Origin of the sequence: Streptomyces sp. TRM68416 (genome assembly GCF_014596915.1) — a bacterium.
GTDB lineage: Bacteria > Actinomycetota > Actinomycetes > Streptomycetales > Streptomycetaceae > Streptomyces.
On record NZ_JACVWU010000003.1, the window covers coordinates 14,341 to 36,000 of the forward strand.

Annotated in this window: 19 protein-coding genes and 1 riboswitch; of the genes, 12 read left to right on the plus strand and 7 right to left on the minus strand. The window is 72.2% G+C overall.

The window, feature by feature from the left end; genetic code table 11:
• Nucleotides 1-99 precede the first annotated feature (99 nt).
• The 4 genes from ICC28_RS05555 (at nt 100) to ICC28_RS05570 (ending at nt 4,888) form a co-directional block, all read left to right on the plus strand.
• Nucleotides 100-1,488: a M16 family metallopeptidase gene (locus ICC28_RS05555; protein ID WP_188287627.1), complete on the plus strand. Its 1,389-nt coding sequence runs from the start codon at nt 100-102 to the stop codon at nt 1,486-1,488.
• Nucleotides 1,485-2,873, plus strand: a complete 1,389-nt coding sequence (locus ICC28_RS05560; RefSeq protein ID WP_188287274.1) for a M16 family metallopeptidase — start codon at nt 1,485-1,487, stop codon at nt 2,871-2,873. The genes ICC28_RS05555 and ICC28_RS05560 overlap by 4 nt, the downstream gene beginning before the upstream one ends.
• Before the next feature lie 192 nt (nt 2,874-3,065).
• Nucleotides 3,066-3,226: riboswitch (cyclic di-AMP (ydaO/yuaA leader) on the plus strand.
• A 12-nt stretch (nt 3,227-3,238) separates the two neighbouring features.
• Nucleotides 3,239-4,003: a M23 family metallopeptidase gene (locus ICC28_RS05565; RefSeq protein WP_188287275.1), complete on the plus strand. Its 765-nt coding sequence runs from the start codon at nt 3,239-3,241 to the stop codon at nt 4,001-4,003.
• A 189-nt stretch (nt 4,004-4,192) separates the two neighbouring features.
• Nucleotides 4,193-4,888 carry a GntR family transcriptional regulator gene (locus ICC28_RS05570; RefSeq protein ID WP_188287276.1) on the plus strand — a complete coding sequence of 232 codons (696 nt, stop codon included), beginning with the start codon at nt 4,193-4,195 and terminating at the stop codon, nt 4,886-4,888.
• Nucleotides 4,889-5,045: 157 nt separating this feature from the next.
• On the opposite strand, the gene ICC28_RS05575 is transcribed toward ICC28_RS05570, so the two are convergent.
• Nucleotides 5,046-5,327, minus strand: coding sequence for an HPr family phosphocarrier protein (locus ICC28_RS05575; RefSeq protein ID WP_003993478.1), 282 nt, complete (start codon nt 5,325-5,327; stop codon nt 5,046-5,048).
• 181 nt (nt 5,328-5,508) lie between these two features.
• On the opposite strand from ICC28_RS05575, the gene ICC28_RS05580 reads away from it, so the two are divergent.
• From ICC28_RS05580 to ICC28_RS05595, 4 genes are read left to right on the plus strand one after another with little or no spacing between them, the layout of a single operon-like run.
• Complete coding sequence (locus tag ICC28_RS05580) at nt 5,509-8,340, plus strand: bifunctional GNAT family N-acetyltransferase/acetate--CoA ligase family protein (protein WP_188287277.1); 2,832 nt, start codon at nt 5,509-5,511, stop codon at nt 8,338-8,340.
• 51 nt (nt 8,341-8,391) lie between these two features.
• Nucleotides 8,392-8,979, plus strand: a complete 588-nt coding sequence (locus tag ICC28_RS05585; RefSeq protein WP_188287278.1) for a DUF5998 family protein — start codon at nt 8,392-8,394, stop codon at nt 8,977-8,979.
• Nucleotides 8,979-10,172, plus strand: coding sequence for an alkaline phosphatase family protein (locus tag ICC28_RS05590; protein WP_188287279.1), 1,194 nt, complete (start codon nt 8,979-8,981; stop codon nt 10,170-10,172). The genes ICC28_RS05585 and ICC28_RS05590 overlap by 1 nt, the downstream gene beginning before the upstream one ends.
• A 44-nt stretch (nt 10,173-10,216) precedes the next feature.
• Entirely contained in the window at nt 10,217-10,867 is a 651-nt protein-coding gene (locus tag ICC28_RS05595; RefSeq protein WP_188287280.1) for a thymidine kinase, read from the plus strand.
• On the opposite strand, the gene ICC28_RS05600 is transcribed toward ICC28_RS05595, so the two are convergent.
• Together ICC28_RS05600 and ICC28_RS05605 are read right to left on the minus strand one after the other, a co-directional pair.
• Complete coding sequence (locus tag ICC28_RS05600) at nt 10,789-11,442, minus strand: hypothetical protein (RefSeq protein WP_188287281.1); 654 nt, start codon at nt 11,440-11,442, stop codon at nt 10,789-10,791. The two genes, ICC28_RS05595 and ICC28_RS05600, sit on opposite strands and share 79 nt — an antisense overlap.
• Nucleotides 11,443-11,510: 68 nt before the next feature.
• Nucleotides 11,511-12,314 (minus strand): VOC family protein, encoded by an 804-nt coding sequence (locus ICC28_RS05605; protein WP_188287282.1) that lies wholly within the window; start codon nt 12,312-12,314, stop codon nt 11,511-11,513.
• A gap of 297 nt (nt 12,315-12,611) precedes the next feature.
• On the opposite strand from ICC28_RS05605, the gene ICC28_RS05610 reads away from it, so the two are divergent.
• Nucleotides 12,612-13,463 carry a sulfurtransferase gene (locus tag ICC28_RS05610; RefSeq protein ID WP_188287283.1) on the plus strand — a complete coding sequence of 284 codons (852 nt, stop codon included), beginning with the start codon at nt 12,612-12,614 and terminating at the stop codon, nt 13,461-13,463.
• A gap of 308 nt (nt 13,464-13,771) precedes the next feature.
• Here the strand turns inward: ICC28_RS05610 and sepH are convergent, their stop codons facing one another.
• From sepH to ICC28_RS05625, 3 genes are all read right to left on the minus strand, one after another.
• Nucleotides 13,772-14,812 (minus strand): septation protein SepH, encoded by a 1,041-nt coding sequence (gene sepH / locus ICC28_RS05615; protein ID WP_188287284.1) that lies wholly within the window; start codon nt 14,810-14,812, stop codon nt 13,772-13,774.
• Nucleotides 14,813-15,250: 438 nt separating this feature from the next.
• Nucleotides 15,251-16,570: a D-arabinono-1,4-lactone oxidase gene (locus ICC28_RS05620; protein ID WP_188287285.1), complete on the minus strand. Its 1,320-nt coding sequence runs from the start codon at nt 16,568-16,570 to the stop codon at nt 15,251-15,253.
• Nucleotides 16,530-17,774, minus strand: coding sequence for an MFS transporter (locus ICC28_RS05625; protein ID WP_188287286.1), 1,245 nt, complete (start codon nt 17,772-17,774; stop codon nt 16,530-16,532). Before ICC28_RS05625 ends, ICC28_RS05620 begins: the two co-directional genes overlap by 41 nt.
• 223 nt (nt 17,775-17,997) lie before the next feature.
• Here ICC28_RS05625 and ICC28_RS05630 point away from each other — a divergent pair, with 223 nt between their 5' ends.
• Both ICC28_RS05630 and ICC28_RS05635 read left to right on the plus strand, forming a co-directional pair.
• Entirely contained in the window at nt 17,998-19,125 is a 1,128-nt protein-coding gene (locus ICC28_RS05630) for a ferrochelatase (protein ID WP_188287287.1), read from the plus strand.
• An 8-nt stretch (nt 19,126-19,133) separates the two neighbouring features.
• A complete protein-coding gene (locus ICC28_RS05635; RefSeq protein WP_188287288.1) occupies nt 19,134-19,949 on the plus strand; it encodes an inositol monophosphatase family protein in 816 nt (271 codons plus the stop codon).
• 466 nt (nt 19,950-20,415) lie between these two features.
• Here ICC28_RS05635 and ICC28_RS05640 read toward each other — a convergent pair whose 3' ends face one another.
• Complete coding sequence (locus ICC28_RS05640; RefSeq protein WP_188287289.1) at nt 20,416-20,589, minus strand: hypothetical protein; 174 nt, start codon at nt 20,587-20,589, stop codon at nt 20,416-20,418.
• Nucleotides 20,590-21,003: 414 nt separating this feature from the next.
• Between ICC28_RS05640 and ICC28_RS05645 the strand changes: the two genes are divergently transcribed.
• Nucleotides 21,004-21,657, plus strand: a complete 654-nt coding sequence (locus ICC28_RS05645; protein ID WP_007385219.1) for a response regulator transcription factor — start codon at nt 21,004-21,006, stop codon at nt 21,655-21,657.
• Nucleotides 21,658-21,660: the final 3 nt, after the last annotated feature.

A 21,660-nucleotide genomic window follows, 5' to 3' on the forward strand; every position in this document is an offset into this window, starting at 1 on the left:
ACTTCGCCGACGCCGCGCACGCTTGCATACAGTGGCAGGACCGGCAGGAAAACCGCGGTTTCAACGACCGCGTTCGCGATCGAAGGGACGTACATGCCCATGGGTCACACGGCCACAGCCCAGGCAGGCTCCGGCGGCCTGACAGCGACCGAGCACCGCCTGGCCAACGGCCTGCGCGTGGTGCTCTCCGAGGACCACCTGACCCCGGTCGCGGCGGTGTGCCTCTGGTACGACGTCGGCTCGCGCCACGAGGTCAAGGGGCGTACCGGCCTGGCTCACCTTTTCGAGCACCTGATGTTCCAGGGTTCCGCCCAGGTGAAGGGCAACGGCCACTTCGAGCTCGTGCAGGGCGCCGGCGGCTCGCTCAACGGCACCACCAGCTTCGAGCGCACCAACTACTTCGAGACCATGCCCGCCCACCAGCTGGAGCTCGCCCTCTGGCTGGAGGCCGACCGCATGGGCTCGCTGCTCGCCGCCCTCGACGACGAGTCGATGGAGAACCAGCGGGACGTCGTGAAGAACGAGCGCCGCCAGCGCTACGACAACGTCCCCTACGGCACGGCGTTCGAGAAGCTGACCGCCCTCGCCTACCCGGAGGGCCACCCCTACCACCACACGCCGATCGGCTCGATGGCCGACCTGGACGCGGCGACCCTGGAGGACGCGCGCGCCTTCTTCCGTACGTACTACGCGCCGAACAACGCCGTGCTGTCGGTCGTCGGCGACATCGACCCGGAGCAGACCCTCGCCTGGATCGAGAAGTACTTCGGCTCCATCCCCTCGCACGACGGCAAGCAGCCGCCGCGCGACGGCTCCCTGCCCGACGTCATCGGCGAGCAGTTGCGCGAGGTGGTCGAGGAGGAGGTCCCCGCGCGCGCGTTGATGGCCGCCTACCGGCTGCCGCACGACGGCACACGCGCGTGCGACGCGGCCGACCTGGCGCTGACCGTCCTGGGCGGCGGCGAGTCCTCCCGTATCTACAACCGTCTCGTACGCCGCGACCGTACGGCCGTCGCCGCCGGGTTCGGCCTGCTGCGGCTGGCCGGCGCGCCCTCCCTGGGCTGGCTGGACGTGAAGACCTCCGGCGACGTCGAGGTCCCCGTCATCGAGGCCGCCATCGACGAGGAGCTGGCCCGCTTCGCGGCGGAGGGCCCCACGGCCGAGGAGATGGAGCGCGCCCAGGCCCAGTTGGAGCGCGAGTGGCTGGACCGGCTCGGCACGGTCGCGGGCCGCGCCGACGAACTGTGCCGCTACGCCGTCCTGTTCGGCGACCCGCAGCTCGCCCTCACGGCCGTGCAGCGCGTGCTGGAGGTGACGGCCGAGGAGGTCCAGGAGGTCGCCAAGGCCCGCCTGCGCCCCGACAACCGCGCGGTGCTCGTCTACGAGCCGACGGTCCCCACGGAGACGGTCGAGGACGAGGGCACCGACGACCTGGAGTCCGCGGCCACCGTGGAAGCCACCGACAACAACGAGGAGGCGGCCAAGTGACCGAGCTCGCCACGATGGAATTCCACCCTCAGCCGCAGGCGGGCGAGGCCAGGCCGTGGGCGTTCCCGGCCCCCACGCGCGGGACCCTCGACAACGGCCTGACCGTCCTGCGCTGCCACCGCCCCGGCCAGCAGGTCGTCGCCGTCGAGGTACTCCTGGACGCCCCCCTGGAGGCCGAGCCGGCCGGTCTCGACGGTGTCGCGACGATCATGGCGCGGGCCTTCTCCGAGGGCACGGACAAGCACACCGCCGAGGAGTTCGCCGCCGAACTGGAGCGCTGCGGCGCCACCCTCGACTCGCACGCCGACCACCCGGGCGTACGGCTCTCCCTGGAAGTGCCGGTCTCCCGGCTGGCCAAGGCGCTCGGTCTGCTCGCCGACGCTCTCCGGGCGCCCGCGTTCGCCGACAGCGAGATCGAACGGCTGGTCCGCAACCGGCTCGACGAGATCCCGCACGAGCTGGCCAACCCCTCCCGGCGCGCGGCGAAGGAACTCTCCAAGGAACTGTTCCCGGCGACCTCGCGCATGTCGCGCCCGCGCCAGGGCACCGAGGAGACGGTGGCGGGCATCGACTCCACGGCCGTACGCGCCTTCTACGAGCGGCACGTACGCCCCGCCACGGCCACCGCCGTGGTCGTCGGCGACCTGACCGACACCGACCTCGACGCGCTCCTCGGCGACACCCTGGGCGCCTGGACCGGCTCCCGGGCCGAGCCGCGGCCGGTGCCCCCGGTCACCGCCGACGACACCGGCCGGGTCGTCGTCGTGGACCGTCCCGGCGCCGTCCAGACCCAGTTGCTGATCGGCCGCGTCGGCCCCGACCGGCACGACCGCGTGTGGCCCGCGCAGGTGCTCGGCACGTACTGCCTCGGCGGCACCCTCACCTCGCGTCTGGACCGGGTCCTGCGCGAGGAGAAGGGCTACACCTACGGTGTGCGCTCCTTCGCGCAGGTGATGCGCTCGGCCCCCGACGGCACGGGCGCGGCGATGCTCGCCATCAGCGGCTCCGTCGACACCCCCAACACCGGCCCCGCCCTCGATGACCTGTGGACGGTGCTGCGCACGCTCGCCGCCGAGGGGCTCACCGACGCCGAGCGCGACGTCGCCGTGCAGAACCTCGTCGGTGTGGCGCCGCTGAAGTACGAGACGGCCGCGGCCGTGGCGAGCACGCTGGCCGACCAGGTCGAGCAGCACCTGCCCGACGACTACCAGGCCACGCTGTACCGGCGGCTCGCCGAGACCGGCACCGTGGAGGCCACCGCGGCGGTCGTGAGCGCCTTCCCGACGGACCGGCTGGTGACGGTCCTCGTCGGCGACGCGGCCGCGATCAAGGAGCCCGTGGAGGCCCTCGGCATCGGTGAAGTGACCGTGGTGTCCGCGGAGTAACGGCACGCGCGCGTGGGGGCCCTGGTGACTGATGCGTCACCAGGGCCCCTTAATGTCCGAATTAGGGCAGAGGTTGCCTGTCTGGCCTGTGGCATGCGCTACAAAAGCGGTGATCCGTTTGGGGATTGAAAGTTGTCCCCTTTAGCGTCATCCGGGCTGTCCGTCCGAGCAGTGCGCCGCGCCCGCGGCACCGGACAGTCATCGCCGAGTCCCCGTACGGCGCGAGCCAGGGGAGCCGGGGACCCAATCGTCCCTGGGGTGAATCGGACGCCCGCGCGACGCGAGGGGGTCCGTAGGAGACCTTCCTGCTCCGAACCCGTCAGCTAACCCGGTAGGCGAGAGGGAAGGAAAGGACCAGCCACTCCATGGCGTTCACGCGCGCCACCGGGAAGCACCGTCGTCCCAGCAGGATGCAGCGCAGCACCGCCCGTGCGGCGGGCGTCGCGGCACTCACCACCACCGGCGTCATCGGCACCCTCGCCGCACCCGCGCTCGCCGCGGAGGCCGCCGCCGAGCAGACCGGCCTCACCCCCGTGATCACCATCGGCGACTCGGTCGCCGAGAAGATCGACGCCCAGGCCGCCGCCCAGCAGCAGGCCGCCGAAGAGGCGGAGCTGCGCAAGAGGGCCGAGGCGGCCGCGCGCAAGAAGGCCGCCGAGGCGGCCAAGGAGGCCCGCGAGGCCAAGGAGCGCGCCGCCCGCGAAGCCGAGCGCAAGCGCCTCAACACCTTCGTCACCCCGATCGCCGGCTCCTACGTCTCGACCGGCTACAAGGCCGGCGGTGCCGTCTGGTCCTCCGGCAGCCACACCGGTGTCGACTTCCACGCCGCCAGCGGCACCGCCGTCCGCTCCGTCGGCATGGGCACCGTCGTCGAGGCCGGCTGGGGCGGGGCGTACGGCAACCAGGTCGTGATCAAGATGCACGACGGCACGTACACCCAGTACGGGCACCTGTCGTCCATCGGTGTGTCGGTCGGCCAGACCGTCACCCCGGGCCAGCAGATAGGCCTCTCCGGCGCGACCGGCAACGTCACCGGGCCGCACCTGCACTTCGAGGCCCGTACGACGGCGGATTACGGCTCCGACCTCGACCCCGTCGCCTACCTCCGTGCGCACGGCGTGAGCGTCTGACGACAGATCGCTGACGTCTCCCGAAGCCCCGGCTCCCCGAGCCGGGGCTTTCGTCGTTTCCATGGCACGTCTGTCCAAAAAATATCCATGGATTCCGGCCCGCCGTCGGAAATTCCGGCCCGCTGCAATAGAGTCACGGAACAGACGTCAATCGTCGACGTTTCACGGGGATTAATGCGGAGGTCGGTCATGCGTATTCCGGCGCACTCGGTATGCACGGCGATCCGGGACGACATCGTCGCCGGTGTCTACGAGCGCGGCAGCCGGCTCACCGAGGAACTGCTCGCGCGTCGCTACGGAGTCTCGCGCGTCCCCGTCCGGGAGGCGCTGCGCACCCTGGAGGCGGAGGGCTTCGTGGTGACCCGGCGGCACGCGGGCGCGTGCGTGGCGGAGCCGACCGAGCAGGAGGCCGCCGACCTGCTGGAGATGCGGACGCTGCTGGAGCCGCTCGGTGCCTCCCGGGCCGCCCAGCGGCGCACCGAGGCCCATCTGAAGGTGCTGCGCGGCCTCGTGCGGCTGGGGCAGGAGCGGGCCAGGCGGGGCAACAGCGAGGATCTGCGCTCCCTGGGCGGCTGGTTCCACGAGACGCTCGCCCAGGCCTCCGGCAGCCCGGCCCTGAGCTCGATGCTGACCCAGCTGCGCCACAAGATCGCCTGGATGTACGTGGTGGACGCGCCCGCCGATCCGGCCGCGTCCTGGGCCGAGCACGGGGCGATCGTGGACGCGGTGGCGCGAGGGGACGGCGAGCGCGCGCGGGCCGTCACGGCCCTGCACACCGAGCGGTCGAGCGCCGCGCACCGGCTGCGTTTCCCCGGCGGAGGCGATCGTGCGGACCGTGTGAGGAATTCGCAACATCCCGTAAACATGCCGAGCCTGCGGCATTAACACGGGGGCCGTATACAAAGAGATGATATTCGGCGGCGGGTAATTTCCGCTGCCACTTTTCGGGTGCGCCGCAAATTCCGGTGGCGCCGGTCCGAAAACGGTGAAGCCGCGTCGGCAGGAAATGCCGACGCGGCTTCAGCGCTTGTGCGAGGGATGCTCAGACGGTCTCGGGGAGCTCCTCGAGGCCCTCGGAGACCAGCTTCGCGAGACGGTCGAGGGCGGCGTCCGCGCCCTCGGCGTCGGAGGCGAGGACGATCTCCTCGCCGCCCTGGGCGCCCAGGCCGAGGACGGCCAGCATGGAGGCCGCGTTGACGGGGTTGCCGTCAGCCTTGGCGATCGTCACCGGGACGCCTGCGGCCGTGGCGGCTCGGACGAAGATGGAGGCGGGGCGGGCGTGGAGGCCCTCGGCCCAGCCGACGTTGACGCGGCGCTCAGCCATGTGATGCTGCCCTTCAGGTTCTCAGGGTTGTCTAGACCAGTGTTCCACAACGTGAAGCCTCTCCGGAACGGAACCGGTGTCCCGTTCCGGGGCGGGCAGTCGGGCCGCGGCCTCGGTCCGACTTCCGTCCTCCACAGACTGCCTCGCGCCGTTGTCGGACGCGAGCCGTACTCTGGGGCCCATGCAGAGCGCGCCGGACCGGCACGAGTACCCCGCCCACTGGGAAGCCGACGTGGTGCTGCGCGACGGCGGCACCGCGCGCATCCGCCCCATCACCGTTGATGACGCCGAGCGCCTGGTCAGCTTCTACGAGCAGGTCTCGGACGAGTCGAAGTACTACCGCTTCTTCGCGCCCTACCCGCGTCTGTCCGCCAAGGACGTCCACCGCTTCACGCACCACGACTTCGTGGACCGGGTGGGACTCGCAGCCACCATCGGCGGCGAGTTCATCGCCACCGTACGCTATGACCGCATTGGTGCCGACGGCATGCCCGCGTCGGCACCCGCCGACGAGGCCGAGGTCGCCTTCCTCGTCCAGGACGCCCACCAGGGGCGCGGTGTGGCCTCCGCCCTCCTGGAGCACATCGCCGCCGTCGCCCGCGAGCGCGGCATCCGGCGCTTCGCCGCCGAGGTACTGCCCGCCAACACCAAGATGATCAAGGTGTTCACGGACGCCGGGTACACCCAGAAGCGCAGCTTCGAGGACGGCGTCGTACGCCTGGAGTTCGGCCTCGAACCCACCGCCCGCTCGCTCGCCGTGCAGTACGCGCGCGAACAGCGCGCCGAGGCGCGGTCCGTGCAGCGCCTGCTGGCGCCCGGCTCCGTCGCCGTCATCGGGACCGGCCGCACACCGGGCGGCGTGGGCCGCAGCGTCCTGGGCAACATCCGGGACGCCGGCTTCACGGGCCGGCTGTACGCCGTCAACAAGGCCTTCCCCGAGGACCTGAAGGAACTCGACGGCGTCCCCGCCCACCGCTCGGTGCGGGACGTCGGGGAGCACGTGGACCTCGCGGTCGTCGCCGTACCGGCCGAACAGGTCCCCGCGGTCGTCGCCGAGTGCGGCGAGCACGGCGTGCAGGGACTGGTCGTGGTCTCCGCCGGATACGCCGAAAGCGGCCCCGAGGGCCGCGAGCGCCAGCGCGAACTCGTCCGGCACGCGCGCGCGTACGGGATGCGCCTCATCGGCCCGAACACCTTCGGCATCATCAACACCGCCGCGGACGTCCGGCTCAACGCCTCCCTGGCCCCCGAGATGCCGAGGCCCGGCCGGATCGGGCTGTTCGCCCAGTCCGGCGCCATCGGCATCGCCCTGCTGTCCCGGCTGCACCGGCGCGGCGGAGGGGTCACCGGCGACACGGGCGTGTCCACCTTCGTCTCCTCCGGCAACCGGGCCGACGTCTCCGGCAACGACGTACTCCAGTACTGGTACGACGACCCGGACACCGACGTGGTCCTCATGTACCTGGAGTCCATCGGCAACCCGCGCAAGTTCACCCGCCTCGCCCGGCGCACGGCGGCCACCAAGCCGCTCGTCGTCGTCCAGGGCGCGCGCCACGGCGGATCCGCGCCCCAGGGACACGCGGTACGGGCCACCCGGCTGCCGCACGCCACGGTGTCCGCGCTGCTGCGCCAGGCGGGCGTCATCCGGGTCGACACGATCACCGAACTCGTCGACGCGGGACTGCTGCTCGCCCGCCAGCCCCTGCCCGCCGGGCCGCGGGTGGCGATCCTCGGCAACTCCGAGTCGCTGGGGCTGCTGACGTACGACGCGTGCCTGTCCGAGGGGCTGCGGCCGCTGCCCCCGCTGGACCTGACGACGGCCGCGTCGGCGGAGGACTTCCGCCGGGCCCTGTCCCGCGCGCTGGCCGACGACACCTGCGACGCGGTGGTCGTCACGGCGATCCCGGCGATCGGGGAGGGCTCGCCGGGGGACGCGGTGCTCGCGGAGGCGCTGCGCTCCGCGGCGGAGGAGGTGCCCGGGAAGCCGGTCCTGGTGGTGCACGTGGAGCTGGGCGGGCTGGCGGAGGCCTTGTCCGCCGCGGCCAGCACCGCACCCCAGTCCGGCTCCGGCGAACCCGCCGGGCAGGCGGACGACACCCGGCCCGGCGCCGCCGACGAGGAGCCGCCCTCCCCCGGGACCGGCGGCCCGGCGGGACTCATCCCCGCCTACCCCGCCGCCGAACGCGCCGTCCGCGCCCTCGCCGAAGCCGTGCGGTACGGCCAGTGGCGCCGGGACGCCACCGAGCCCGGCCGGGTGCCCGAGTACGAGGACATCGACGAGCGGGGGGCCGCCGCCCTGATCGACGGGCTCCTCGCGCGCGGGCAGGGCCTCACGCTCGGCACCGAGGACACCTGCGAACTGCTCGGGACGTACGGCATTCACGTCCGCCGGGCGGTCCCCGCGCCCAGCCCCGACGCCGCCGCCGAGGCCGCGCGCGCCATCGGCTACCCCGTGGCCCTCAAGGCCACCGCCCCGCACCTGCGGCACCGCGCCGACCTGGGCGGCGTACGCCTGGACCTCGCCGACGAGGAGCAACTGCGCCGCGCCTACGCCGAGTTGACCGAGCTGTTCGGCACACCGCAGGCGCTGCGGCCGGTGGTGCAGGGCATGGCCCCGCGCGGCGTCGACACCGTCGTACGGGCCGTGATCGACCCGGCGGCCGGGGCCGTCCTGTCGTTCGCGCTCGCCGGGGCGGCCTCGCAGCTGCTCGGGGACATGGCGCACCGGCTGATACCGGTCACCGACCGGGAGGCCGCCTCGCTCATCCGCTCGATCCGGACGGCACCGCTGCTCTTCGGGTGGCGCGGCTCGACGCCGGTGGACACGCCTGCCCTGGAGGAGCTGCTGCTGCGGGTGTCACGGCTGGTCCACGACCATCCCGAAGTCGTCGCGGTGACCCTGGAGCCGGTCGTCGTCGCACCGAACGGCCTGAGCGTGCTCGGCGCCACCGTGCGGCTCGCGCCGCCGCCCGCGCGCGACGACCTCGGCCCGCGGACCCTGCCCGCGTACTGACCTCGGGCGAGCGGTGCCTCGCAGTCAGTGGGCCCCCGTAGGATGGGCGTCATGGCCAAGACCAGTACGACGACCCAGGGGCTGCGAGCGGCGATCGAACGCAGCGGCTACTACCCGGCCCTCGTGGCCGAGGCGGTGGAGGCCGCCGTGGGCGGCGAGCCCATCCGGTCGTACCTGGTCCACCAGGAGACGACGTTCGACCAGAACGAGGTGCGCCGGCACGTCACCGTGCTCGTCCTCACCGGCAACCGCTTCATCGTCAGCCACACCGACGAGCAGGCCGCCGACAGCACGTCCCCGACCCCGTACGCCACGACCTCCACGGAGTCGGTCAAACTCGGCCGGATCTCATCGGTCGTGGTCAGCCGGGTGGTCGCCAACCCGGAGCAGTACCGGCCCGGCACCCTGCCCCGCGAGGTCGTCCTGACCATCGGCTGGGGCGCCGTCTCCCGTATCGACCTGGAGCCCGCCGCCTGCGGCGACCCCAACTGCGAGGCCGACCACGGCTACACGGGCAGCTCCACCGCCGACGACCTGAGCCTGCGCGTCAGCGAGGCCGGCGACGGCCCGGAGACCGTGCGGCAGGCGCTCGCCTTCGCGCAGGCGGTCTCCGAGGCGACCGCGGACCTCACCCGCTGATGGCGCAGCCCACCGCCTGGGAGCCCCACCCGGAACCGCTCGCCGTCGACTCCGCGCCCCTGCCCGAGTACGGCAGCGGTTCGCTCGCCGACCTCCTGCCCACGCTGGCCGCGGGCATGGCCGTACCCGGCATGACCGCCGCGATCCCGGAGCTCACCCCCGCCGACCGGAACTGCGTGTTCCTGATCGACGGTCTGGGCTGGGAGCAGCTCAAGGCGCACCCGGACGAGGCCCCCTTCATGAGCTCGCTCCTGAGCAGCTCCCGCGGCGGCACCGGACGGCCGATCACCGCCGGATACCCGGCGACCACCGCGACCTCCCTCGCCTCCGTCGGCACCGGCCTGCCGCCGGGCGCGCACGGCCTGCCCGGCTACACCGTGCGCAACCCCGACACCGGCGAGCTGATGAACCAGCTGCGCTGGCAGCCCTGGACCCCGCCGGGCCCCTGGCAGCCGTACCCCACCGTCTTCCAGCTCGCCCACGAGGCCGGCGTGCACGCGGCGCAGGTGTCGTCACCCGCCTTCGAGACGACCCCCCTGACCAAGGTCGCGCTCAGCGGCGGCCGCTTCCACGGGCGGCTCGGCGGCGAGGACCGGATGGACCTGGCGGCCGAGCAACTGGCCGCCGGCGACCGCTCCCTGGTGTACACCTACTACGCCGAGGTCGACGGCGCCGGCCACCGCTTCGGCGTCGACTCCGACACCTGGCGCGGCCAGCTCATGTACGTCGACCGGCTCGTCCAGCGCCTCGCCGAACAACTCCCGCCGCGCACCGCGCTCTACGTCACCGCCGACCACGGCATGATCGACGTGCCCTTCGACGAGGACCACCGCATCGACTTCGACGCGGACTGGGAGCTGCGCGCCGGGGTCGCCCTGCTCGGCGGCGAAGGCCGCGCCCGCCATGTCTACGCCGTGCCCGGCGCCGAGAACGACGTCCTGACCTGCTGGCGCGAGGTGCTCGGCGAGCAGTTCTGGGTGGCCTCGCGGGACGAGGCGATCGCGGCGGGCTGGTTCGGGCCGCGCGTCGACGAGCGGGTCCACGCCCGCATCGGCGACGTGGTCGCCGCCGCCCGCGACGACGTCCTGATCATCGCCTCCGAGCGCGAGCCGAAGGAGTCGGCCATGGTCGGCAACCACGGCTCGATGACTCCGGCCGAGCAGCTGGTGCCGCTGCTCGAAGTACGATCCTGACACCCGCTCTCCCGTCCCCCTTGCCGAAAGGTGCTCAACTCCCCATGTCCGAGCTGGTGTTCTTCTCCGGAACGATGGATTGCGGGAAGTCGACCCTGGCACTGCAGATCGTCCACAACCGCTCGGCGCGCGGTCTGCAGGGCCTGATCTTCACCCGCGACGACCGAGCGGGCGAGGGCAAGCTGTCCTCCCGGCTCGGCCTGGTGACGGACGCGGTGGAGGCCGGACGCGGTTTCGATCTCTACGCGCATGTCGTGGCCGAGCTGTCACAGGGCGGCAAGGTCGACTACGTCATCGTCGACGAGGCCCAGTTCCTCGCACCGGAGCAGATCGACCAACTGGCCCGGATCGTGGACGACTTGACGCTGGACGTCTTCGCCTTCGGCATCACGACGGACTTCCGCACCAAGCTCTTCCCCGGCTCCCAGCGGCTGATCGAGCTGGCCGACCGCATCGAGACGCTGCAGGTCGAGGCGATGTGCTGGTGCGGGGCGCGGGCCACGCACAACGCCCGTACGGTCGGCGGCGAGATGGTCGTCGACGGCGAGCAGGTCGTGGTGGGCGACGTGAACCGCTCACCCGAGGAGATCGGCTACGAGGTGCTGTGCCGACGGCATCACCGGCGCCGCATGACGGCTGCGCGGGCTCGGGCCGCGGCGCTGTCCCCCGACGTGCTGCCGGTCACCTCGGGCTGATCGTGCGGTGACGGGAGGCCTCCGCCCGAGGGCGATGCGGGCCACCGGATGCCGACTGCTTCAAGCTTCCTTCGATACGTCACGACGCGTCGGCGCATGAACACCCTTGAACCGACCAGCAACACGGTGAGAGCCAGCGCGAGGCCCGCTGCGGTGCCCACGGCCGCGGCGCTGAACTGTGCGTTCACCACGACGAGGGCCACCGCCACGACCGCGATACGGATCAGCCAGGGCCTCAGCCGCTGACCTCCCACCACGCTGAAGTGGTCGATCGCGATGCGGGCGCGCAAGATCCTCACCTCGTGCCGCGCTTCCGGCGACGCCGGACCGGGGAACCAGCGGCGGCGCATTCCCGGCAGCCGGCCGCCACTGAGCGCGTCGGGGTAGCGCGAGCGCGTGCGCTCCGCACGGGCCCGGGCGTCCGGCAGACGCCGGAAGACGAAGAAGGGCGTGGAGGAGCCGCTCATGTCCGGATCCAGGCCGTCGTAGCGGTAGCCGTACTGCTCCGCGATGCAGGCGAACTTCGCGAACATCCGCAGGGACGGCCACGGGTTCACCGTGGTGTACGTGAACACGCCTTCCGCGTCTTCCGGACGAGGGAACATCTCGATGTGCCGTTCGTCGTGCCGCTGTGGGCCGCTGCTCAGGCCTTGCTCTGCAGCAGGGAGAACCTCGCGCCCTCCGGGTCCGTGACCGTGGACATGCGGCCGAGGGCGCTGTCGTGGGGCTGTCTGAGGACGTGGCCGCCGAGTTCGTAGACACGGGCGGTCGCCTCGTCGGTGTCGGCGACCTCGAAGAAGGTCATCCAGTGGGGGCCGCGGTCACGGGGGAGGGCCTGGCCCATGCCGAGGACGGCGGCGACCGTGCGGCCGGCGATGTGCAGGGTGACGTAGTCGAAGTCCGCGGAGGCCACGGCCTCCTGTTCGAAGCCGAAGACGGTCTCGTAGAACTTGACGACGCTCGCGGACTCGAAGGTGATCAGCTCGTTCCAGGCGGGTGTGCCGGGCACGCCGGTGAGAGCGATGCCGAGGTGGGCGGCCGCCTGCCAGATGCCGAAGACGGCGCCCGAGGGGTCGGAGCAGATCGCCAGCCGGCCGGCCTCCGCCGCGTCCAGGGGACCCACGCCGACCGTGCCGCCGCACAGCCGTACCGTTTCGGTCGTGCCGTGTACGTCGTCCGAGGCGAAGTAGGGCGTCCAGGCGATGGGAAGGTGCCGGTCCGGGGGCAACTGGCCGATGCCTGCCACCTCCTTGCCGTCCAGGAGGGCCCGTACGTACGGGCCGAGCTGCTGGGGGCCCGGTTGGAACTCCCAGCCGAACAGCTCGCCGTAGAACTCCTGGGTCGCGTCCAGTCCGTGCACCATCAGACTCACCCAGCAGGGCGTGCCGGGCGCGTGCCGAGCCTCTGCCTCGCCGCTCGAACCGGCCGACCCCCGTGCCTCGGTCATCGTCACTCTCTCCTCGGCCCCTCGCGGTGGCCGCGTCGCTTCCGACTCTTCGGACCCGTGCCGATGCTCGCACCACCCGTGGTGCCGCGCGTCCCGGGCGCGCCGCCCGGCGGCACCCTGTGCCACGGAGGATGCCCGTTGTGCCGTTTCCCGTCCGTTTCCGTGTGCTTGCCCACGAGTGTCGATCGGCTGTACAGCATGTGCCCGATCCCGTACGCCTCGTGATCGGGCCTGTCCGGCGGAGCAGAGTAGCCGGACATGGACGATGCGGCCACCCCGTGCGCAAGGATGGTGGCCATGAACGCCATCATCTCCGCATCCGAACTCGCGAGCGACCTGGCAGGGCAGAATCGGCCAGTTCTGCTCGACATCCGCTGGCAGCTGAGCACGGCCAAGGCGGCCGGCGAACCACCCTTCGACGGTCGTGCCGCCTACGCGGCCGGGCACATTCCCGGGGCCGTCTTCGTCGACCTGGACAGGGAACTCGCCTCCCCGCCGGGTGCGGGCGGCCGCCATCCGCTTCCGGACGTCGCGGAGTTCGGTGCCGCGATGCGGCGGGCGGGTGTCTCGGCCCGGGTGCCGGTCGTCGTCTACGACGGCGGGCAGGGCTGGGCGGCGGCCCGCGCGTGGTGGCTGCTGCGCTGGACGGGTCACCCGGACGTGCGGGTCCTCGACGGCGGGTTGCCGGCCTGGGACGGCCCGCTGGAGACGTCGGCGGCGACGCCCGCGGAAGGGGACTTCGAACCGGCGCCGGGCGCCGTGGGGCTCCTCGACGCGGACGGTGCGGCGGCGCTCGCCCGCTCCGGTGTGCTGCTGGACGCGCGCGCGGGGGAGCGGTACCGCGGTGAGGTCGAGCCGATCGACCGGGTCGGCGGGCACATCCCCGGCGCCCGCAGCGCCCCCACCAACGACAACGTGGCCGCCGACGGCCGCTTCCTGCCCGCCGAGGACCTGCACGCGCGTTTCAAGGCCCTCGGGGCCTCCGACGGCACCGAGGTCGGCGTGTACTGCGGTTCGGGCGTCTCGGGGGCGCACGAGGTCCTGGCACTCGCCGTCGCCGGGATTCCCGCGGCGCTCTACGTGGGCTCCTGGTCGGAATGGTCCTCGGACCCGTCCCGCCCTGTGGCCGTGGGGCCGGATCCGCAGTAGCGCGGCAGCGCCCGGGGAAGCGGGTCCGTGGTGGTTTGTGCGGCGGCGGTGGAGCGGTTCGCGGGCGTGCGGCGGCGGGAGAACGGGTCCATGGGTGCTCGGTGGGGTCGAACGGGTCCGCGGTAGTAGTACGGCGGCGGGAGGGTGCCCCAGGTTCGCGCGGCAGCGGGCGTACGGCCCTCAGTGGCGCCGCAGTGGGAGAACGGGCCCGCACCGACCGGTGCGGGCCCAGGTGTTCGCTGCCACGGCCGCCGTACGGCCGACTCTCCCGCCTCTTCCCGAGGCCGCCGCACGGAGCGCCGAGCCGACTACTCCTGCTTCTTCCGCCGCGTTCCGAACACGATCTCGTCCCAGCTCGGGACGGCCGCGCGGCGGCCCGGGCGGACGCCGTCGGCCTCGGCCTGGCGGTCGGTGGAGCCGATGAGGCGGTCGCGGTGGCTGCCGACGGAGCGGGGCATGAGGACGTCCGCGTAGGCGGAACCGGCCGAGGCCGCGGGCGCCGGGGGCTCCTCCTCCGCGGGTTCGGTCTCGGGCTCCTCCGGGGGAGCGGGCTCCGAGGGGCGCTCGGGGACCACGAGGTCGCCGCGGAAGCTCGGTACGGCCTCCAACAGGCTGGTCAGGGAGTCCCGTTCGCTCGTGCTCTCCTCGGCGACCGGCTCGGTGGCCGGCGCCGGCAGGCTCGGTCGCTCCCGGTCCAGGGCGCGGTCCAGCGGGCGGTCGCGCGGCAGGCGGGCGATCCGCGGGACGAACGGAAAGCTGGGCTCCGGCGCGGCCAGGTCCTCGGACTCGCCGATCAGCGAGCGGGCCTCCTCGTCGACGGCCTGGACGAGCCGCCGCGGCGGGTCGTACGTCCAGCTCGCCGAGTGCGGTTCACCCGCGACCCGGTAGACCAGCAGGACCTCCCAGGTGCCGTCGTCGCGGCGCCACGAGTCCCACTGCACGGTGTCCTTCTCGGCGCCGCGCAGCAGCAGCCGCTCCTGGACGGCCTCGCCGAGCTGGGGTCCGGCGTTCTCACCGGGCCGGCGGACGGGCGTCTTGCGGGCCCGCTCGGCCATGAAGGCGCGCTCGGCCAGCACGGGGCCCTCGAACCGCCGTACGCGGTCGACGGGGATGCCGGCCATCTGGGCGACCTCTTCCGCGGTCGCGCCGGCGCGTATACGTGCCTGGATGTCGCGGGGGCGGAGATGGCTCTCCACCTCGATCTCGATCTGGCCGAGGCGGGGACGGTCGCCGCGCACGGCGGCGCGGAGCCGTTCGTCAATCGGAAGCGTGTACTCCGTGCTGTCCGCAGCCTTCAGCACCAGCCGTGTGCCGTCATTGGAGACGGCCACGACACGCAGTTCGGGCATGGGGACCTCCCGGGTGGTGCCTGCCGACGTCACGTGCGTCGCTGCTTCCGCTAGTCGAGTGTGGCCTGCCCGGGTGCAGCCTGCCACAACCTTGCCGAGTTGCCCGGCGTGTCGGGCGCGGGCCCTGGATCGCCGTTATGGCACGGTTACCTATTCGCAACGCTAAGTGACCAACTCCGTCACCCTGTGCAACTAGCCCCCTCCTGGCGGTCCTTGAAGGTCGCGGACGCCCTGGCGGGAGACCGGACCCAGGGCTCGCAACAGTACTCCATTCGGGCCACGTGCGTGGATTGGCGCGCCGCTCAAGTTCTCGCAAGAGGCGGGCCCCGGCCGCCCGTTGCGGGGCTTTGGGGATCTTGTGCGTGGCGTACTTCACGTAATCGACAGATACGGAACTAATGGTTTCGTTCGTACGTCCCTTTCTCGTGCAGTTGGTTGCTACGACCCCAGCACCCTCCGCAAGTACGGGTTCTGGAACCGACGCTCGGGATCGAGCCGGTCCCGCAGCGCGGTGAACTCGCCGAAGCGGGGATAGACCCCGGCGAAGTACTCGGCGTCGCGCGTGTGGATCTTGCCCCAGTGCGGCCGGCCCTCGTGCGCGGTGAAGATGCGCTCCGCGGCGGTGAAGTACCGCTGGTACGGCGTGCCCTTGACCATGTGCACGGCGATGTAGGCGGTGTCGCGGCCCGAGGCGGTGGACAGCGTGATGTCGTCGGCCGGGGCGGTGCGCACCTCCACGGGGAAGCTGACTCTGAGGCCCGAGCGGTCGACCATCGCCTTCAGCTCGCGCAGCGCCTGGACGGCGGCCTCGCGCGGGACGGCGTACTCCATCTCCACGAAGCGCACCCGGCGCGGCGACGTGTAGACCTTGTAGGGGATGTCGGTGTACGTCCGGGCGGACAGGGCCCTGCTGGAGATCCGCGCGATCGCCGGGATCGTGGCGGGCACCGCGCGCCCGACCCACTGGGCGGCCTGGAACACGCCGTTGGAGAGGAACTCGTCCTCGAAGAAGGCCCGCACCGGGCCCACCGGCCGCTCGGGACCCGCGCTGCGGTTGTTGCGCTTGGTGTTGGTGTTGCCGGTGTGCGGGAACCAGTAGAACTCGAAGTGCTCGTTCTCGGCCCACAGTTCGTCGAAGCCGCTGGTGACCCGGTCGAAGGTCATCGGCTCCTCGCGGGCGGTGAGCAGGAAGATCGGCTCGACCGCGAACGTGATCGCGGTGACGATGCCCAGTGCGCCGAGGCCGATGCGCGCGGCCGCGAACACGTCCGCGTTCTCCTTCTCGGAGCAGGTGAGGACCGAGCCGTCGGCGGTGACCAGCTCCAGGCCCCTGATCTGGGCGGCGATCGAAGCGGAGTCACGGCCCGTGCCGTGCGTGCCGGTGCTGGTGGCCCCGGAGACCGTCTGCTCCATGATGTCGCCCATGTTGGTCAGCGACAGCCCCTCGCGCGCCAAGGCCACGTTGAGCCTCTTGAGCGGGGTGCCGGCCTCCACCGTGACCGTCATGGCGTCCCGGTCAATGTTGCGGATGCCGGTCAACAGTTGAGGGCGTATCAAGACGCCGTCCGTGGCCGCTATGGAGGTGAAGGAGTGCCCGGTGCCGACCGCCTTCACCTTCAGGCCGTCCTCCGCGGCGCCGCGCACGGCCGCCACCAGCTCCTCCACGGAGGCCGGTTCGACCTCCCGCGCGGGCCGGACGGAGACGTTGCCTCCCCAGTTACGCCATGTGCCGTTCGTCCCGCTCGCTGTGCTGCTCAACGGTGCCTCCCCGACCCGGAGCCGGCCTGCTGAGCCGGCGGTACCCGAGGAAACCGACCGCGACCGCGACGGCCCCGGACACCGCCGGAACCCCGTACCCGGCCTGCGCACCGGCCGCGTCGATCACCCAGCCGGCCACGGAGGAGCCGAGCGCGACCCCGACCGCGAGCCCCGTGCTCACCCAGGTCATGCCCTCGGTCAGTTGCGCGCGTGGTACGTGCTGCTCGATGAGGGACATCGTCGTGATCATCGTGGGAGCGATGCAGAGCCCGGCAAGGAACAGCGCCACGGCCAGAAACGGCAAGTTTCCGACCAGTAGGAGGGGGATCATACTCACGGCCATCGCGCATACGCCCAGCAGCCAGCGAGGTTCGGGCGCTCCCTTGAGGTGCAAAAGCCCGAAGACGGCACCGGCCAGGCACGACCCCGCCGCGTACAGCGCGAGAACGACGCTCGCGGCGCCCTTGTGGCCCTGCTCCTCCGCGAAGGCGACCGTGACCACGTCGACCGACCCGAAGATCGCGCCCGTCGCCACGAAGGTGGCCACCAGGACCTGGAGACCGGGGGAGCGCAAGGCGGTGCGGCCGCCCGCCGCGTGCTGGTCCCGCGGATGCGGCTCCGGCTCGGTGGCGCGCTGCGCGGTCAGCCAGAAGACCCCGGCCGCCAGGAAGCAGGCGGCGAGCAGCGGACCGGCCTCCGGGAACCAGGCCGTCGACAGCCCGATGGAGATGATCGGCCCGAAGATGAAGCAGACCTCGTCGATCACCGACTCGAAGGAGTACGCGGTGTGCAGCTGCGGGGTGCCCCGGTACACGGCGGCCCAGCGGGCGCGGATCATCGCACCGATGCTCGGCACGCAGCCGATGCCGACGCAGGCCACGAACAGCACCCAGTCCGGCCACCCGTAGTGCGCGGCGAGGAGAAGCAGGCCAGCGCCAGTCAGGGAGATCAGGGTCGCCGGACGCAGCACGCGCCGCTGACCGTACTGGTCCACCAGGCGGGAGACCTGCGGTCCCGCGACGGCGGCGGCGAGCGCGATCGTGGCCGACAGGGCGCCGGCCAGGCCGTACCGCCCGGTCAGCTGGGACACCATCGTCACCACGCCGATGCCCATCATCGACAGCGGCATCCGGCCGAGGAAGCCTGCGGCGGAGAAGCCCTTGGAGCCGGGGGCGGCGAACAAGGCGCGGTAGGGGCTGGGCACGGGATCTCCGGTCGGACGGCAGGGCGGCGGCTCGGCGAGGGCGCCGGGTGAGGGGCAAGGCGTAGGACGTAGGGCGGGCGGCGTAGGGCGTACGGCGTAAGGCGTGTACGTGGCTGATACAGCTTACGAGTTAGGTGACCCTAACGCACCCGGTCGGCCGGTGGGACCCCGGCCGACACCCCGCCGTTTCCCGGCTGTCAGTGCCGGGTGGCAGGATCGAGCCATGCCAGACGCGCTCGATGCCACCCCCTACGACGCCCTGCTCCTGCTCTCGTTCGGCGGCCCCGAAGGACCGGACGACGTGGTCCCGTTCCTGGAGAACGTGACGCGCGGGCGAGGCATCCCCAAGGAACGCCTGAAGGAAGTCGGTCAGCACTACTTCCTGTTCGGCGGGATCAGCCCCATCAACGACCAGAACCGCGAACTGCTGGACGCCCTGCGCAAGGACTTCGCCGACCACGGCCTGGACCTGCCGGTCTACTGGGGCAACCGCAACTGGGCCCCCTACCTGACGGACACCCTGCGCGAGATGGTCCGGGACGGCCGCCGCCGCATCCTGGTCCTCGCCACCAGCGCCTACGCCTCGTACTCGGGCTGCCGCCAGTACCGCGAGAACCTCGCCGACTCGCTGGCCGCCCTGGAGGCCGAGGGCCTGGAACCGCCGAAGATCGACAAGCTGCGGCACTACTTCAACCACCCCGGCTTCGTCGAGCCCATGGTCGACGGCGTACTGCGGTCCCTCGCCGACCTGCCCGAGGAGGTCCGGGACCGCGCCCACATCGCCTTCTCGACCCACTCCATCCCGACCTCCGCCGCCGACACCTCGGGACCGGTCGAGGACCACGGCGACGGCGGTGCGTACGTCGCGCAGCACCTGGACGTGGCCCGGCTGATCGCCGACGCCGTCCGCGAGCGCACCGGCGTCGAGCACCCCTGGCAGCTCGTCTACCAGTCCCGCTCCGGAGCCCCGCACATCCCCTGGCTGGAGCCCGACATCTGCGACCACCTGGAGGAGCGGCACGCCTCCGGCGCCCCCGCCGTCGTGATCGCCCCCATCGGCTTCGTCTCGGACCACATGGAGGTCCTCTACGACCTCGACACCGAGGCCACGGCCAAGGCCGGGGAACTGGGGCTCCCTGTGCGCCGCTCGGCCACCGTCGGCGCCGACCCGCGGTTCGCCGCGGCGATCCGGGACCTGATCCTGGAGCGGGCCGCGACGGAACGCGGCCAGGAGGCCACCCCCTGCGCCCTGGGGGCGCTGGGCCCCAGCCACAACCTCTGCCCGGTGGGCTGCTGCCCCGCCCGGGCCCCCCGCCCGGCCGCCGCAGGCGCCGACAGCCCCTACGCGTGAGGACCCCTGTGACCGACCCTCTCCACACCGAACTCCTCCACCTGGCCCGGGAGGCCGCGCGCCGCGCGGGCGACCTGCTGCGCGACGGCCGCCCGGCCGACCTGTCGGTGGCCAAGACCAAGTCGAGCCCGATCGACGTGGTCACCGAGATGGACATCGCCGCCGAGAAGCTGATCACGGACCTGATCGCCGAGCACCGCCCGGACGACGGCTTCCTCGGCGAGGAGGGCGCCTCCACCGAGGGCACGAGCGGCGTCCGCTGGGTGATCGACCCGCTCGACGGCACCGTCAACTACCTGTACGGCCTGCCGACCTGGGCCGTCTCCATCGCCGCCGAGCAGGACGGCGAGAGCGTCGTCGCCGTCGTGGCGGCCCCGATGCGCGGCGAGACCTTCCACGCGGTCCGGGGCGGCGGCGCCTGGGCGACAGGCGCCTGGGACGGCGAGCGCAGGCTGGCCTGCCGCCCCGCGGCACCGCTGGAGCAGGCCCTGGTCTCGACCGGCTTCAACTACGTCACCGAGGTCCGCGTCCACCAGTCCGAGGTCGCCCGCAAGCTGATCCCCCTGCTGCGCGACATCCGGCGCTCCGGCTCGGCCGCGGTCGACCTGTGCGACGTCGCCGCGGGCCGCCTGGACGGCTACTACGAGCGCGGCCTGCACCCCTGGGACCTCGCGGCCGGCGACCTCATCGCCCGGGAGGCGGGCGCCCTGACCGGCGGACGCCCCGGAGAACGCCCGTCGTACGACCTGACGGTCGCGGCCACCCCGGCGGTCTTCGAGCCGCTCCAGCGGCTCCTGGAGGACTTCGGCGCCTGGAGGGATTGACGGGGCTGTGCTGGATGGGTCGGTCGCCTACGGGGCGCTGTGTGCCGGTGTCGAGAGCCCGACCGTGCTCAGCGCTTCGCGCCTCCGCGCGCTCGTGCTCTCGACACCGGCGCGCCCCTTCGGCTCCCTCCCGGCCGGTGGCCTGGGGACAGTGGCCGTTGGTGGGCCTGTGCCGTTCTGTGTAGGCGACACCCGTGGGCCGTGGTCGGCCTGTGCCCTTCGGTGCAGGTAACACCGTCGGGCCGTGGTCGGCCTGTGCCGTTCGGTGCAGGTAACAGCGTCGGCCTTGGTGGGCCTGTGCCCTTCGGTGCAGGCAACAGCGTCGGCCTGTGCCGTTCGCCTTGCGAGCAGCCACCTCGGGCCCGGGCCGTTCTCGTTGCAAGCCCCCGTGCCGTTGTCCGCAAGCACGACAGCGGGCCCCCGGCGCTGGATTCGCCGGGGGCCCGCTGGTGTGCCTATGGGCCGGTCAGACGCTGGACACGCCGACTTCCACACCGTGTTCGGCGGCGAGGCGGCGCAGGTCGTCGAGTTCGCCCTGCTCCACCTCGACGAGGAAGTCGTCGCCCTCGTCACGAGCCCGCGTCAGGTCGGACTCGGTCGTCCTTATGCGCTGCAGAAGCCCTGCGGTGAATGCGTCCATGCTGTGCCCCCTCGTCCTGGGTCGTGGGTCGGTGGCACGGGGGTGTGCCGTTCAGAAGGGGCGATCACGCCTCGTGCGAGCGCCCGGCGCGACCCGTGCCGGGCGGCGACGGTGCCGGACACCCGCGCCCGCTCTGCGGAAAGCGGATGGCTCCGTACCGCATGGTGGTGCGGCAGCAGCGGAGCGTGATCGCGGGGTGTACAGCCGTCCTCCCCCTGCTCCGTTTCACGGAAACCTCAACCGGACGAGAAAATCTCGCATTCCCGCGCCCCGCACCCGCCCTTCATGCGTCACTCACCCGTCTTACCGCCGACTTATGGCCGAAAAGGGCAGGATGGAGCCAAGACACCCCACCAGGACCCTGCCCGCGCGCGGAAAGAGCGCTACGCGGGTGGACAGAGGAAGGAAAGCGACGTGCGCGTACTCGTCGTCGAGGACGAGCAGCTGCTCGCCGATGCGGTGGCCACCGGACTGCGCCGGGAGGCCATGGCCGTCGACGTCGTGTACGACGGTGCGGCCGCCCTGGAGCGCATCGGCGTCAACGACTACGACGTGGTCGTCCTCGACCGCGACCTCCCGCTCGTGCACGGCGACGACGTCTGCCGCAAGATCGTCGAGCTCGGCATGCCCACGCGCGTGCTGATGCTCACGGCCTCCGGCGACGTCAGCGACCGCGTCGAGGGGCTGGAGATCGGCGCCGACGACTACCTCCCCAAGCCCTTCGCGTTCAGCGAGCTCACGGCACGCGTGCGTGCCCTCGGCCGTCGTACGAGCGTGCCCCTGCCGCCCGTCCTGGAGCGCGCCGGCATCAAGCTCGACCCCAACCGCCGTGAGGTGTTCCGCGACGGCAAGGAGGTCCAGCTCGCGCCCAAGGAGTTCGCCGTGCTGGAGGTGCTGATGCGCTCCGAGGGGGCCGTCGTCTCCGCGGAGCAGCTCCTGGAGAAGGCCTGGGACGAGAACACCGACCCGTTCACCAACGTCGTCCGCGTCACCGTCATGACCCTGCGCCGCAAGCTGGGCGAGCCCCCCGTCATCGTCACCGTCCCCGGCTCCGGCTACCGGATCTGATCC

Excerpts from the sequence above, each read along its gene's own strand:
- ICC28_RS05605 (WP_188287282.1), bottom strand. The coding sequence starts at position 12,314 with ATGACCGAGGCACGGGGGTCGGCCGGTTCGAGCGGCGAGGCAGAGGCT.
- ICC28_RS05565 (WP_188287275.1), top strand. The coding sequence starts at position 3,239 with ATGGCGTTCACGCGCGCCACCGGGAAGCACCGTCGTCCCAGCAGGATG.
- ICC28_RS05570 (WP_188287276.1), top strand. The coding sequence starts at position 4,193 with ATGCGTATTCCGGCGCACTCGGTATGCACGGCGATCCGGGACGACATC.
- ICC28_RS05555 (WP_188287627.1), top strand. The coding sequence starts at position 100 with ATGGGTCACACGGCCACAGCCCAGGCAGGCTCCGGCGGCCTGACAGCG.
- sepH (WP_188287284.1), bottom strand. The coding sequence starts at position 14,812 with ATGCCCGAACTGCGTGTCGTGGCCGTCTCCAATGACGGCACACGGCTG.
- ICC28_RS05630 (WP_188287287.1), top strand. The coding sequence starts at position 17,998 with ATGCCAGACGCGCTCGATGCCACCCCCTACGACGCCCTGCTCCTGCTC.
- ICC28_RS05590 (WP_188287279.1), top strand. The coding sequence starts at position 8,979 with ATGGCGCAGCCCACCGCCTGGGAGCCCCACCCGGAACCGCTCGCCGTC.
- ICC28_RS05640 (WP_188287289.1), bottom strand. The coding sequence starts at position 20,589 with ATGGACGCATTCACCGCAGGGCTTCTGCAGCGCATAAGGACGACCGAG.
- ICC28_RS05595 (WP_188287280.1), top strand. The coding sequence starts at position 10,217 with ATGTCCGAGCTGGTGTTCTTCTCCGGAACGATGGATTGCGGGAAGTCG.
- ICC28_RS05610 (WP_188287283.1), top strand. The coding sequence starts at position 12,612 with ATGAACGCCATCATCTCCGCATCCGAACTCGCGAGCGACCTGGCAGGG.
- ICC28_RS05585 (WP_188287278.1), top strand. The coding sequence starts at position 8,392 with ATGGCCAAGACCAGTACGACGACCCAGGGGCTGCGAGCGGCGATCGAA.
- ICC28_RS05580 (WP_188287277.1), top strand. The coding sequence starts at position 5,509 with ATGCAGAGCGCGCCGGACCGGCACGAGTACCCCGCCCACTGGGAAGCC.
- ICC28_RS05575 (WP_003993478.1), bottom strand. The coding sequence starts at position 5,327 with ATGGCTGAGCGCCGCGTCAACGTCGGCTGGGCCGAGGGCCTCCACGCC.